Genomic DNA, 12,120 nt, shown 5'->3' on the forward strand with positions numbered 1-12,120 from the left:
TGATCAAAAAACAGCCAAACTCCACCCCAGATCCCTTTTATCCCCACCGAGCCTGGCATCTGAGGACTTCTGACTGACCCGGTGCAACATCCGGGCCAAGCCCCTGGCGCCAAGCGCGCCACTTCCGCTCCCATGCGTACCTCCTCGGCGTCATGCGCCAGCCGCACATGGGATGGCAAGGGGCTAGGCGCCTCCAGAAGCTCTGCCACCAGCTCATGACTCACATGGGTCAGAAAGGCACGTGGCGCGCCGAGCCTCTCGATGATCTGCAGCGCCATGGGCAGGCTGTTATGGTTGCGCGGCGCGGTACAAGAGGACGGATAGGTGGCGTCAAGCACCACCACATCCGGCTCCCAGTCGCGGAGGAAGCGCTCCGTTTCCTGCGGCAGGCCCAGAGTGTCGGTGAGATACGCCAGTTTGCTGCCGCCGTCATCCAGGCAGTAGCCGAGCGTCGGCTTGCTGTGTACCAGAGGCACGGGGGTAACGGTCATGCTGTGGAAATGCAGAGGTTTGAAGGGCTTGAGACCGGGACGAAAGTCGAGAATGCCGGGGTTGCGATAGAGGTCTGCGCAGCCGCGGGCATCCTTGGGACCGAACACCGGAATGGGCTCTCCCCTCCCCCAGCGCAGGTGCAGCAGCCCCTGCACATGGTCGGCATGGTAGTGGGTCAGCAGGATCGCCGCGGGGCGCTCCCGCTCACAGCTCTCCGCCAGATCCATGAGGCCGGCATCCAGCAGGTAGCGGTGCCCATCAGCCCAGAATTCCGCGCTGCAGGGCCCCCGCCGGGCGCTGGTCAGCACTCGGGCCTGGGCACAGGCGGGACAGTCGCAGCCGAAGCAGGGGATCTGGGCGCTGTCTCCCGTGCCCACAAAGCGAAACCTCATGGCACGCACCTCGCCGCCAGCAGCCGGGCCAGCGCCGCCAGGCTCGCCTCCGGGGTGCCGGCATTATCGATACGCACCACCTCCGGCAGGGAAGCCGTCAGCTGGCGATGGCGCGCCAGGCGCGCCTCGATCGCCTCCGGCCCCTCTCTGCCGCGCGTCAGCAGGCGCTGACGCAGCAGCGCTTCCGGTGCCGTGACCAGAACCGGCAGCAGCCGCTCGCCGAAGCGGCAGCGGGCGTCGGGCAGCGCCCGACGGCTGCCGTTGACCAGCACGATAGCGTCGTGACCCAGCCAGGCCTCCAGCTCGATGCCCAGGCCGTAACAGAGACCGTGGGCTTCCCAGCTGAGGCAGAAAAGCCCCGCCCGGCGGCGGACCGCAAACTCTTCGTCGCTCAGGGCAACGCTGTTTTCGCTGGCGCCGCTCTCCCGGGTCACGTAGCGGTGCGCCACCAGCCACTCGGGGTGCCCGCTGCGTGCCGCGGCCAGCAGCGTGTCCTTGCCGACCCCGCTGGCCCCCATCAGATACACGAGCCGGGCCATCAGTGCACCTGCCTGCCGGCGCACCAGACACGCTGCACCAGCGGATGCCCGTCGCAGACCCGGATGCGAATGAGGTCGGCACGCTGCCCGGCCGCCAGGCGCCCGCGGTCGTGCAACCCCACCGCATCGGCGGGATGGCGCGTGGCTGTGGCAACCGCCTGGGGCAGGCTGTAGCCCTCCGCCATCTCGGCAATCCGGAACACCGCATCCAGCAGTGACGCCGGATAATAGTCGGACGACAGCACGTCGAGCACGCCTCGTCGGACCAGCTCGGCAGCCGCGATATTGCCCGAGTGGGAGCCGCCCCGCACCACGTTGGGCGCCCCCATCAGCACCGCCATACCCGCGCGGTGGGACGCTTCCGCCGCCACCAGGGTAGTCGGGAATTCCGCCACGCCAATGCCATATTCGCGGCTTTCCGCCACGTGCTCGACGGTGGCATCGTCATGGCTGGCCAGGGCCAGGCCTCGCGCTCGGCAGCGTGCCGCAATTTCGCGACGCTGCTCGCCGCTGTAGCGCAGGCTGTTGGCCTTTTGCTGCTCGATAAAGGCCGCCATCTCGGCGTCGGAAAGGCGGAACTTGCCCTGATAGTAGGTGTGGTAGGCTTCCAGACTGACGAACTGGCGCTGTCCCGGCGCGTGGTCCATCAGCGATACCAGACCCAGCAATGGTGATGCTTCCATGGCCTCGAAGGTGGCCAGCGTGCCGGGATGACTCACCTCGCAGCGCAGGTGGAGACGGTGGTCAACCCGCGCCAGGCCGCGCTGCTGCATGTCCAGCAGGGCGTCATGCATCCCGCTCAGCGCCCTGGCGCGCATGCTGTTGGTCTCCACGCTGCCAATCGCGAGCGAGTCGAACACCGTGGTAATGCCGCTGGCGGCCATTTGAGCGTCGTGGGCCAGCGCCGCCTGCCGCGAGGGCCATGCCACCTTGGGCCGCGGCTGGAAATATTTCTCCATGTTGTCGGTATGCAGCTCCACCATGCCCGGCATCAGATAGTCGCCATCGCAGTCCACGGCCGAGGCCAGATGGCTCGGGGCAGTATCCAGGGCGGCGATGCGTCCTTCATGGATCAGCAGCGAACCCTGGCGCACTTCGTCATCCAGTATCAGGCGTAAATTGGTCAGCACCTGCTCAGTTGCACTCATCGACCCGTCTCCTCGGCAGTGGGTTGGGCAGTGGGTTGCGCAGTGACGACGTTCGCGCCTATATAGGGCGTCAACGGCAGCAGGCGATCGGCCACCCGCTCGCGCACGTCCTCGTCATGGAAGATGCCCAGCAGGGCGGCACCACGCGCCTTGGCTTCCTGGATCAGCTCGACCACCACCTCACGGTTGGCGGCATCCAGGGAGGCCGTCGGTTCATCCAGCAGCAGCAGCGGATGCTCGGCAATGAAGCCGCGGGCGATATTGACCCGCTGCTGCTCGCCGCCGGAAAAGGTCCCCGGGGCCAGGTGCCACAGACGCTCGGGCAGGTTGAGGCGGGCCAGCATCGATTCGGCACGCACGCGTGCCTCGGCCTCACCCGCGCCGCGGGCCAGCAGTGGCTCCATTACCACCTCCACCGCGGGCACCCGGGGCACCACGCGCAGGAACTGGCTGACGTAGCCGATCACGTCGCGACGCAGGGTGTGCCAGGCGTGGGCGGGCAGAGTCTCCAGCGACAGGTCACCCTCCTCGAAGTGCAGACGCAGGGTGCCGCCGGTGACGCGGTAGCTGCCGTGAAGCATCTTGAGCAGCGTGCTCTTGCCGATGCCGCTGGGCCCGGCCAGCACCAGGCACTCCCCGGGGGACAGGGTCAGCGACAGGTCGCGCATCACCTCGAGCTTCATGCCGCCCTGGCCGTGGAGCACGAAAGCCTTGTGCAGGGCGTCGACGCTGAGAAAGGGGTGCGTCAGGGATGTCATGGCGGGCCTCCTCACGGGGTCAGGACCGACGACACCAGCAGCTGCGTATAGGCATGCTGGGGGTCATCGAGGATTTGGTCGGTCAGGCCAGCCTCCACCACCTGGCCACGGCGCATGACCATCAGGCGATGAGCCAGCAGGCGGGCTACGGCCAGGTCATGGGTCACCAGGATCACCGAGAGGCCAAGCTCACGGACCAGGGTGCGCAGCATATCGAGCAGCCGTGCCTGCACGGAGACATCCAGGCCCCCGGTCGGCTCGTCCATGAACACCAGATTGGGACGGGTGACCAGGGTGCGGGCGATCTGCAGGCGCTGCTGCATGCCTCCCGAGAAGGTGCGGGGGGCATCGTCGATGCGCACCGGATCGAGTTCCACCCGCCCCATCCAGTCCTGGCCGGCGGCGCGCAGCTGGCCGTAGTGGCGCTCGCCCAGGGCCATCAGTCGCTCGCCGATATTGGCCCCGGCGGAGACGCCCAGGCGCAGGCCGTCGCGGGGATTCTGGTGCACCAGGCCCCACTCCATGCGCAGCAGCGCCCGGCGACGGGCCTCGCCGATGGCGTAGAGGTCGAGCTCGCCCTCGTGGCCCGAACCGTCGCAGCCCTGGGCGGCGGATGAGTGATAGATCACCTGACCGGCATCGGGGCGCTCCATCCCGGCGAGCAGCCGCAGCAGCGTCGACTTGCCGGATCCGGACTCGCCGACAATCCCGAGCACTTCCCCGCGGTGCAGGCGAATATCGATGGCCTCGCACCCCTTTCCGGGGCCGTAGAGCCGTGTGACGCCGCGCGCTTCGAGCAGCGTGGCGCGTTCAAGATCGGGACGCCTCATGCCACCTCCTCGGTGCGTGATTGGCAGTAGTCGGTATCGGAGCAGACGAACATGCGCCCGCCCCGGTCGTCGGTGATCACCTCGTCGAGGAAGGTGTCACGGGCACCGCACAGCGCGCAGGGCGCCTCCCACTCCTGCACCTCGAAGGGGTGGTCCTCGAAGTCCAGGCTCTCCACCCGGGTGTAGGGCGGGATGGCATAGAGACGCTTCTCGCGCCCGGCCCCGAACAGCATCAGCGCTTCACTCATGTGAAGCTTGGGGTTGTCGAACTTGGGAATCGGCGAGGGATCGGTGACGTAGCGTCCGTCCACCTTGACCGGATAAGCGTAGGTGGTGGCGATATGGCCGTGGCGGGCGATGTCCTCGTAGAGCTTGACGTGCATGACCCCGTACTCCTCCAGGGCATGCATCAGCCGGGTCTCCTCTTCGCTGGGCTCGATGAAGCGCAGCGGTTCGGGGATCGGCACCTGGAAGACCAGGATCTGGCCCTGACGCAGTGGCTGCTCGGGGATGCGGTGGCGGGTCTGGATCACGTCGGCCTCACCGGTAGCGGTCGTGGTGGTGACACCGGCAACACGCTCGAAGAAGGCGCGAATACTCACCGCGTTGGTGGTGTCGTCGGCCCCCTGGTCGATCACCTTGAGCACATCGTCCTGGCCCAGCACGCTGGCGGTCAGCTGCATGCCGCCGGTGCCCCAGCCGTAAGGCATCGGCATCTCGCGTCCGCCGAAGGGCACCTGGTAGCCGGGAATGGCCACCGCCTTGAGCAGGCCGCGACGAATCATGCGTTTGGTCTGTTCGTCCAGGTAGGCAAAGTTGTAGCCGCTGGCGGTGGGCTCGCTTGCCGTCATGCTTGCTGCTCCTTGACCGGATCGCTGGGGGTGGCATGGCAGGCGTCGGTGTCGGCGCCTGTCACGGGGACAGAGCTGTCATCGCTTCGCGCCTTGGGGCCGGCCGCCTCGGCGCGTTGTGCGTGCTCGCGGCGTAGCCGTCGCAGCAGCTCGAGCTCGGACTGGAAATCGACGTAGTGCGGCAGCTTGAGGTGAGAGACGAAGCCCGCTGCTTCCACGCTGTCGGCGTGAGCGAGCACGAACTCCGCCTGCTGGGCAGGACCAGAGGCCGTCTCGCCCAGCTCCTCGGCGCGCAGGGCTCGGTCCACCAGCGCCATGGCCATGGTCTTGCGCTCGTTGTGGCCAAAGGCCAGGCCATAGCCGCGGGTGAACTGGGGCGCCGTCTCCCGTGAACCGCCGAACTGATTGATCATCTGGCACTCGCTGATCTCGATCTCGCCGATGCAGATCGGCGACTCGTGCTCGTCCACGGCAATCTCCACCTCCACGGTGCCCAGTCGGATCTCCCCGGCGAAGGGGTGGTTGCGGCCATAGCCGCGCTGGGTGGAGTAGCCGAGCGCCAGCAGATAGCCCTCGTCGCCCCGAGCCAGCATCTGCAGGCGGGTGGCGCGATCCACCGGGAAGTCGGGAGGGTCACGGGTGATATCGTATGGCTCGGCACCGTCGTCCTCCTCGCGCTCGATTACCCCTTCGGCATCGAGCAGCTCCAGCACCTGGGGGCAGTCAGCCAGGGGCTCCTCGGCCACGGCCGGCGCTTCCACCTCGGCGTTGGCCAGCTGCAGGAAGTCGAGCAGACGATGGGTATAGTCGTAGGTCGGGCCCAGCACCTGGCCACCCGGAATATCCTTGTAGGTGGCGCTGATGCGCCGCTCGATGCGCATCGCGGAGGTGTCAAGCGGCAGCGTCTCGGCCAGGCGCGGCAGCGTGGTGCGATAGGCGCGAAGCAGGAAGACCGCCTCGACCATGTCGCCGCTGGCCTGCTTGATGGCGAGCGCCGCAAGCTCGGGGTCATAAAGCGAGGCCTCGGCCATTACGCGGGAAACCGCCAGGCGCAGCTGCTGCTCCACCTGGGCCACACCGAGCTCGGGCGTCTCGCGCTCGCCTCGCCGCCGGTCGGCAAGCCAGCGGTGGGCGTTGGCGATGGCCTGCTCGCCTCCTTTTACGGCAACATACATGCGTCAACCTCCTCGACACGGGTGATACGGGTGCTGCGCGGCACGGCGGCCAGCCGGCCTTCGCAGGTCAGGATGGCGTCAAGCCCGAGGGGAAAGCGGCTTCGATTGGCGGCGAGCCTCGTCATCAGCGCCTCACCGCCCTCCCCCGGGTCCAGGCGTCGCACGCCGGGAATGCCGGGGCCGCTCAGGGCCCATGGGCCGTCGCTGTCCAGGCGATCGAGCACCACCACCAGGGTGGTGCTGCGGTCGGGGTAGGTATCGCTGCCCTCGCAGAAGCCCGGCGCCTCCCGCTCGGCACTCCCTCCCAGGGTGGCGGGCGTCACCAGCGCGAAGTCGGCGTCAGCGGGGCACTTGGCCCGCAGGGCACCGGTGTGGAAGGCGAGGGCCTCGCCAAGGCCGGCGGCATCGAGCTCGGGGGCCAGCCAGACCCGCGTGTCGAGGTCGCACAGGGTGAGCAGCGTGGCCCAACAGGCCGTCCCGATCGCCGCATCGGGCGGTGGCACCGGCGCCCCATCGACCTCGGCGAAGGTACCGGGCTCGGCCATCGCCGAGAGCAGCTGACGATAGACCCGCTGGCTGTCGTGCACGGAGGTATCGAAGGCATTCCAGCGCATTGTTACTCTCCCCTGACCATGGTGAAAAAATCGACCCGGGTCGCCGCAGCGCGCCGCGCCGCCTCGGCGCGTTCAGCGTCGAGCGCACGCGCCAGCGGGGCCACGAGTCCTTCCTCGATGGCGGCCTGCCAGCAGTGGCGCTGAGCACAGGCGTCGACCAGGGCCATCAGTTCGGCGTGGCGAGGGTCTCGCCCCTTCACCCAGCCGTGCCCCAGGGGCGCCTCGGCGGCGGCCTCATCGGTCAGCTGCACGCTGGCGCGTGTCAGGGTCATTTCCCCCAGGTTGAAGGCGCTGCCGGTACCGCCCATGCGCCCACGCACCATGGCCATGCCTACCTCGGGGCCCCTCACGCAGCGATAGTCGGGGCGAATATCCAGGCGCTGCCAGTGTTCGATCAGTCGCTCCCTGGGAGTCAGCGCCAGAATGCGCTGCCGACGTTGCGGCTCCATCATGAAAAATCCTCGCCTGCATTGGGAAAGTCACTGTTTGGAAAATCGATGTGGTACGACAGCCGGTCGGCGCGAGCGCGGCTCATCGACACCTCGACCAGCGCACCGGTCGAATCGATGTTGTCACTGGTAACCTGCAGCAGCGGCGCATGCAGGGCACACAGCAGCCAGCGCGCATCATCGGCACAGGCGGCAAGCGCCTCGATACGCGCCTGACGACGCCTGAGGCGGAGCCCATAGTGCTGGTCCAGAAAGGCGCGAGTGGATCCTCCCCGGTAGCGCTCGAGCCAGGCGGGTACGCGACGGGGATCGAACCAGTGGCTGATCATGACCAGCGGGGACCCATCGACGTAGCGCAGCGTCTTCACATGCAGCAGACGCGCCTGTCCCTGCAGGGCAAAGCGTTGCGCCACTGTGCCGGGGGGGACTTCCAGCTCCTGGGAGAGGCAGCGTGTCTCGCTGGCCATGCCCAGCTCGGCAAGATTGTGAGTCACCTTGCTACCGGCGCTGAGCCGATAGTCGAGGCGCCGGTCCACCACCTGAGTGCCACGCCCCTGGTGCCGAGTCACCAGCCCAGCCGCCACCAGCTCGTCCAGCGCCCAACGCACCGTGTGACGATTGACGCCGAAGTGCTCGGCAAGCTCGCTTTCCGACGGCAGCAAATCTCCAGCGGTGTAATCACGCCGCACCCGGTCTGTCAGCGTGTCCGCCAGCTGGCGATAGACGGGGGGGGCTTTTTGTCTAGACATGTTGAATGACGCCTCCTTGGCAACTAACGGCTCGACGATGGGACATCTCACATGGGAAAGACGGGGGGAGCTCACTCCCCCTCGATCAGGCGCCCCCGGATCTTTCCGGACACCCAGTCGATGAGATAAACCGTGACCAGAATCAGAATCAGGATGGTGGCAACCTCTTCCCAGTGGTGGCCGCGAATGCGCTGCGACAGCTGATAGCCGATACCGCCGGCACCCACGATGCCGAGGATTGTTGCGCTGCGCACATTGGATTCGAAGATATACAGCGTCGACGAAATGAACATCGGCAATACCTGGGGAATAATGCCGAAGCGGGTACACTGAAGGGCACTGCCACCACTGGCGGCCACCCCCTCTCCTGGCTTGCGATCGCACCCTTCCACCGCTTCAGAAAACAGCTTGGCCAGGGTTCCGATATCGGAAATGATGATGGCCAGCACCCCCGCCAGGGGCCCGAGCCCTACCGCACGCACAAAGACCAACGCCCAGACCAGCTGGTCGACACCGCGCAGAAAGTCCATACCGCGACGCACCCCAAAACGCCCGAGCCGAAAGCGAAAGACATTGCGAGCCGACAGGAAGGCGAAGGGTATCGCCAGCAGGGCTGCAAACAGCGTACCGACAAAGGCCATGGCCAGGGTTTCGAAGATCGCCTTCAGAAACTCCCAGACCACAGCAGGATCCGTGGCCGGCGGCACCATGAAGCGCAGCAGCATTCCGAGCTGGCCGAGGCCATTCCAGACGCGCACGGGCGAGAAGTCGAAAAGCACCAGGCCATAGATCAGCACAGCCAGCGCCGTTACCCAGGCCACTCCCTGAAGCCAGTGGCGGCGCCAGCTCACGGCAAAGACTTCGGGATGACGATGCTCAATATCCGTCATGGAAAACTCACCTCGCAACAGTGACGTCATGACAGGTTCTCCTTGCCGATGAATCCATGGCGAATGCGCTCGCACAGCATGTCCGTCAACGACACGGTGATCACGATCAACAGGATCAATGCGCTGACGTCTTCGTAATAGAGCATGCGAATGGCGGTAATCAGCTCCTGACCGATGCCACCGGCGCCCACGATGCCCATGACCGTCGCGGTGCGCACATTGATCTCGAATCGCCACAGGGAGTAGGACACAAGGGAAGGCAGAACCAGCGGGAAAATGGCGAAACGCATGCCCTGCACCCAGTTGCCTCCTGCCGCCTTGAGCCCATCCAGCGGCTTCAGGTCAATATTCTCGATCGCTTCGGAAAACAGCTTGCCCGACGCTCCCATCGAGTGGACGGCAATGGCCAGGATGCCGGCCAGGGGGCCGAGGCCGAAGGCGAAAACGAAGATCAGGGCATAGACCAGATCCGGTACGGTACGTGCCACTTCCAGAACGCGCCGAGAGAGCGCCGTCAGCCAGCGGTTGGGCCCGACGTTGCGCGCAGCCACGAAGCCAAGAACGAGTGCACCCAGCGTACCGAGTAGCGTGGCCACATAGGCCATCAGCAGTGTTTCGCCAAGCAGCTTCATCCAGTCGGGAAAGGCGTAGAACCAGTAGGCCATGTCGTCACGAAAGGTCGTGACGCCCATCTCGGGAAGAATCTTGACGACATATTCATGAACCTTGGGCAGCCCCTCGGCAATGCGCCCTGGGCTGAAGTGGCTCAGGTGGGCCGAGGTCATAAACAGCGCAAGAAACACGCCGCCACCCAGCAGCCAGACCCGATATTTTTCTAACCTCAACCGCTGCTGCTGGGCGCAGAAACCCTGCCAGGCGTTGGAGCCTGAATGATCGTATGGTGATGACATCATCTATTTCCTCTGCCCGGTCGCTGGTAGGCGACCGGGCTACCCACTGGATCAGGGGGCGGTGTCTTCAGCGCTGACGGCGAGAGTCGCGCAGCTCCTGTACGGCACCCAGGATTGGCTCGTACATCTCGTGGGTGGCCGGCACGAAGCCGGAGGTGCGGCCCGACGCCGCGGCCTCTGCCAGGTCCGGACGCGTTTCGTGGAGGGTCATGAAAAAGTCGGCGATCTCCTGCTTCATCTCCTCGGGCAGTTCACCGTTCACCACATAGGCAGGGTTGGGGATGAGCGGAGACTCCCAGATCACGCGGATATCGTCGCGATCCAGCATGCCGCGATCCATCATCCTGCGCAGCGGGCCGGCATTGTCACCGCGAGACGTCCAGGTAAAGGCCGAATCCAGGGAGCCATTCAGTACGCCGATCACGCTCTGCTCATGGCCGCCTGAAAAGACAGTATTACCAAAAAAATCATTGGGCTCTATACCGTCCTCTCTCAGGCTAAGCAGGGGCACCAGATAGCCGGAAGTGGAGTTGGGATCGGCCCAGGCCAGTGACTTTCCCTGCAGGTCATCGACGCTTTCGAACTCGCTGTCGGCGCGCACGATCAGTACGGAGTGGTAGCCCAGCTCACCGTCAAGCTCAACCGGCACGACCAGAGGCTCGACGCCACCGTCGCTGTCGATCCAGCCCGCCGCATAGGAAGAGCCACCGAGTCGCGCCAGGTGTACGTGCCCCGCGGTCAGCGCCTGCACCACGCCAGCGTAGTCGCTGGCCTGCTGAATCTGCATCTCGACGCCCAGTTGCTCTTCGAAGTAGTCGGCCAGCGGCTGGAAACGATCGATGGTGACGGCCTGGTTCTCGGCCGTGGTGGCGCCAAGGGTAACGACCGGGTAGTCATCGCGCCAGTCGGCCTGAGCCGCCGTGATGGCAAGCGGTGAGATGAGGACAGAAGCAACAAGGTACTTGAGGGTATGACGCATCATGATCTCTCTCGTTTCGGGTGGCTAAACTGCATTGCTGGATGGTCACACACCGGGTGGCGACCGGGTCATGCCATCACTCTCATAGCCCACATGCTAATGGCCCACATGAGTGACCTGAAAATCTTTATGCAAAGGCTGATTCTGGGGGAGCACCGCCGGACCAAACCTCTCCGGAAGTCACACTCTCATTGATCCCCTTCTCACCATCTTCGACGCCATAAATGCGCTGAATGGTGTTGTGATCGAGCTGCTCAGGATGGCCATCGAACACCACCTCACCGTGCAGCATGCCGATGACGCGATCGCAGTACTGGCGCGCCGTCTCCAGCGAATGGAGATTGCACATCACCGTAATTCCCTTGGTGTGATTGATCTCCTTGATGGCATCCATCACCATGGCGGCGCTACGTGGATCAAGGGAAGCGATGGGTTCGTCGGCAAGCATGATACGAGGCGACTGCATCATGGCCCTGGCGATGGCGACCCTCTGCTGCTGGCCACCGGAAAGATTGCCCGCGCGCTGAAGGGCCTTATCGGCCAGGTCCAGCTGTTCAAGGGCATGGATAGCCTGGGCCTTTTCTTCACGGCTGAAGATCTTGAACATCGAAGCCAGGGTTCCGTGATGGGCAATTCTTCCCATCAGCACATTGGTGATAACATCCAGGCGCGGGATGAGATTGAACTGCTGAAAGATCATGGCAGTCTGTCCTCGCCACTGCCTGAGAGCCCTTCCCTTGAGTCGACTGACGGGCTCTCCCGAAAATTCAATCCGCCCCTCCGACACATCGGTAAGACGATTCACCATGCGCAGAAGCGTCGACTTCCCTGCACCGGAGCGGCCAATCACACCGACCACCTCCCCCTCCGGGATGTCGAAGCTGATATTTCTGATAACGCGGGACTTCCCGTAGCTCTTGCTGACACTATCCAGACGTAGCATTGGCCTGATCTCCTGCCACATCAAGTGGCACCATGCGAAGGCTTTATATAGGACATGATAGGCCCGCGAGATGAAGACAACTTGTCTAGACGATTTCACTGTTGTGAATTAATCTGGCGAAAACCCTCCCGAAATTCGACCAGCGTCACGCGCCAGCAGTGGCAAAACAGTCACTTACCCGTCCAGCAAGCTAAATCGAAACATAATCGCAAACAATGCGTCATAACCGGGGCTGATGTGCCTGGCCTGACGTGCAAGGAAGGGAGGGCAAGCAGAGGAATGTGCGCAGCTGCTGTGGGGCCGCTAGTCGGGTAGACCGGGCGATTGCTCGTCCCGGCCCCCCTCAGATCCGGGCGTGCGCAATTAACGCACCCGGCTCCTCAATCATCAGGTTCGCTGA

At 64.8% G+C, this 12,120-nt stretch carries 14 protein-coding genes; all 14 read right to left on the minus strand.

The features are described 5' to 3' along the window. Positions 1 to 884: phosphonate metabolism protein PhnP (phnP, locus tag DER72_RS15385; protein WP_110070819.1), on the minus strand; the 884-nt coding region annotated here is incomplete at its 3' end. Beyond that, on the minus strand, positions 881 to 1,423 hold the full coding sequence (gene phnN / locus DER72_RS15390) for a ribose 1,5-bisphosphokinase (protein WP_110070820.1): 543 nt from the start codon (positions 1,421 to 1,423) through the stop codon (positions 881 to 883). The genes phnN and phnP, both read right to left, overlap by 4 nt. Further along, positions 1,423 to 2,571, minus strand: coding sequence for an alpha-D-ribose 1-methylphosphonate 5-triphosphate diphosphatase (locus tag DER72_RS15395; RefSeq protein ID WP_110070821.1), 1,149 nt, complete (start codon positions 2,569 to 2,571; stop codon positions 1,423 to 1,425). Before DER72_RS15395 ends, phnN begins: the two co-directional genes overlap by 1 nt. After that, positions 2,568 to 3,329: a phosphonate C-P lyase system protein PhnL gene (gene phnL, locus DER72_RS15400; protein ID WP_110070822.1), complete on the minus strand. Its 762-nt coding sequence runs from the start codon at positions 3,327 to 3,329 to the stop codon at positions 2,568 to 2,570. The genes DER72_RS15395 and phnL overlap by 4 nt, the downstream gene beginning before the upstream one ends. 11 nt (positions 3,330 to 3,340) lie before the next feature. Continuing rightward, positions 3,341 to 4,159, minus strand: a complete 819-nt coding sequence (gene phnK / locus DER72_RS15405) for a phosphonate C-P lyase system protein PhnK (RefSeq protein ID WP_110070823.1) — start codon at positions 4,157 to 4,159, stop codon at positions 3,341 to 3,343. Next, complete coding sequence (locus DER72_RS15410; protein ID WP_110070824.1) at positions 4,156 to 5,010, minus strand: alpha-D-ribose 1-methylphosphonate 5-phosphate C-P-lyase PhnJ; 855 nt, start codon at positions 5,008 to 5,010, stop codon at positions 4,156 to 4,158. Before DER72_RS15410 ends, phnK begins: the two co-directional genes overlap by 4 nt. Beyond that, positions 5,007 to 6,185, minus strand: coding sequence for a carbon-phosphorus lyase complex subunit PhnI (locus DER72_RS15415; protein WP_110070825.1), 1,179 nt, complete (start codon positions 6,183 to 6,185; stop codon positions 5,007 to 5,009). Before DER72_RS15415 ends, DER72_RS15410 begins: the two co-directional genes overlap by 4 nt. Next, positions 6,170 to 6,799 carry a phosphonate C-P lyase system protein PhnH gene (gene phnH / locus DER72_RS15420; protein ID WP_110070826.1) on the minus strand — a complete coding sequence of 210 codons (630 nt, stop codon included), beginning with the start codon at positions 6,797 to 6,799 and terminating at the stop codon, positions 6,170 to 6,172. The genes DER72_RS15415 and phnH overlap by 16 nt, the downstream gene beginning before the upstream one ends. A gap of 2 nt (positions 6,800 to 6,801) precedes the next feature. Then, positions 6,802 to 7,251, minus strand: coding sequence for a phosphonate C-P lyase system protein PhnG (gene phnG / locus DER72_RS15425; protein ID WP_258306331.1), 450 nt, complete (start codon positions 7,249 to 7,251; stop codon positions 6,802 to 6,804). Continuing rightward, positions 7,248 to 7,997, minus strand: a complete 750-nt coding sequence (gene phnF, locus DER72_RS15430; protein WP_110070827.1) for a phosphonate metabolism transcriptional regulator PhnF — start codon at positions 7,995 to 7,997, stop codon at positions 7,248 to 7,250. The genes phnG and phnF overlap by 4 nt, the downstream gene beginning before the upstream one ends. Before the next feature lie 71 nt (positions 7,998 to 8,068). Continuing rightward, positions 8,069 to 8,917 carry a phosphonate ABC transporter, permease protein PhnE gene (gene phnE / locus DER72_RS15435; protein ID WP_181395690.1) on the minus strand — a complete coding sequence of 283 codons (849 nt, stop codon included), beginning with the start codon at positions 8,915 to 8,917 and terminating at the stop codon, positions 8,069 to 8,071. Next, on the minus strand, positions 8,914 to 9,798 hold the full coding sequence (phnE, locus tag DER72_RS15440; RefSeq protein ID WP_219983322.1) for a phosphonate ABC transporter, permease protein PhnE: 885 nt from the start codon (positions 9,796 to 9,798) through the stop codon (positions 8,914 to 8,916). Before phnE (DER72_RS15440) ends, phnE (DER72_RS15435) begins: the two co-directional genes overlap by 4 nt. Positions 9,799 to 9,865: 67 nt before the next feature. After that, entirely contained in the window at positions 9,866 to 10,780 is a 915-nt protein-coding gene (phnD, locus tag DER72_RS15445; protein WP_110070830.1) for a phosphonate ABC transporter substrate-binding protein, read from the minus strand. Between the two features lie 124 nt (positions 10,781 to 10,904). Continuing rightward, positions 10,905 to 11,720 carry a phosphonate ABC transporter ATP-binding protein gene (gene phnC / locus DER72_RS15450; protein ID WP_110070831.1) on the minus strand — a complete coding sequence of 272 codons (816 nt, stop codon included), beginning with the start codon at positions 11,718 to 11,720 and terminating at the stop codon, positions 10,905 to 10,907. Between the last annotated feature and the right edge of the window lie 400 nt (positions 11,721 to 12,120).

Source organism: Halomonas sp. A11-A, assembly GCF_003182195.1.
GTDB classification, from domain to species: Bacteria; Pseudomonadota; Gammaproteobacteria; order Pseudomonadales; family Halomonadaceae; genus Halomonas; species Halomonas alkalicola.

What these genes read in the sequence shown, in the direction of transcription:
- phnN (WP_110070820.1), bottom strand. Translation starts at nt 1,423, where the DNA reads ATGGCCCGGCTCGTGTATCTGATGGGGGCCAGCGGGGTCGGCAAGGAC.
- DER72_RS15395 (WP_110070821.1), bottom strand. Translation starts at nt 2,571, where the DNA reads ATGAGTGCAACTGAGCAGGTGCTGACCAATTTACGCCTGATACTGGAT.
- phnL (WP_110070822.1), bottom strand. Translation starts at nt 3,329, where the DNA reads ATGACATCCCTGACGCACCCCTTTCTCAGCGTCGACGCCCTGCACAAG.
- phnK (WP_110070823.1), bottom strand. Translation starts at nt 4,159, where the DNA reads ATGAGGCGTCCCGATCTTGAACGCGCCACGCTGCTCGAAGCGCGCGGC.
- DER72_RS15410 (WP_110070824.1), bottom strand. Translation starts at nt 5,010, where the DNA reads ATGACGGCAAGCGAGCCCACCGCCAGCGGCTACAACTTTGCCTACCTG.
- DER72_RS15415 (WP_110070825.1), bottom strand. Translation starts at nt 6,185, where the DNA reads ATGTATGTTGCCGTAAAAGGAGGCGAGCAGGCCATCGCCAACGCCCAC.
- phnH (WP_110070826.1), bottom strand. Translation starts at nt 6,799, where the DNA reads ATGCGCTGGAATGCCTTCGATACCTCCGTGCACGACAGCCAGCGGGTC.
- phnG (WP_258306331.1), bottom strand. Translation starts at nt 7,251, where the DNA reads ATGATGGAGCCGCAACGTCGGCAGCGCATTCTGGCGCTGACTCCCAGG.
- phnF (WP_110070827.1), bottom strand. Translation starts at nt 7,997, where the DNA reads ATGTCTAGACAAAAAGCCCCCCCCGTCTATCGCCAGCTGGCGGACACG.
- phnE (WP_181395690.1), bottom strand. Translation starts at nt 8,917, where the DNA reads ATGACGTCACTGTTGCGAGGTGAGTTTTCCATGACGGATATTGAGCAT.
- phnE (WP_219983322.1), bottom strand. Translation starts at nt 9,798, where the DNA reads ATGTCATCACCATACGATCATTCAGGCTCCAACGCCTGGCAGGGTTTC.
- phnD (WP_110070830.1), bottom strand. Translation starts at nt 10,780, where the DNA reads ATGATGCGTCATACCCTCAAGTACCTTGTTGCTTCTGTCCTCATCTCA.
- phnC (WP_110070831.1), bottom strand. Translation starts at nt 11,720, where the DNA reads ATGCTACGTCTGGATAGTGTCAGCAAGAGCTACGGGAAGTCCCGCGTT.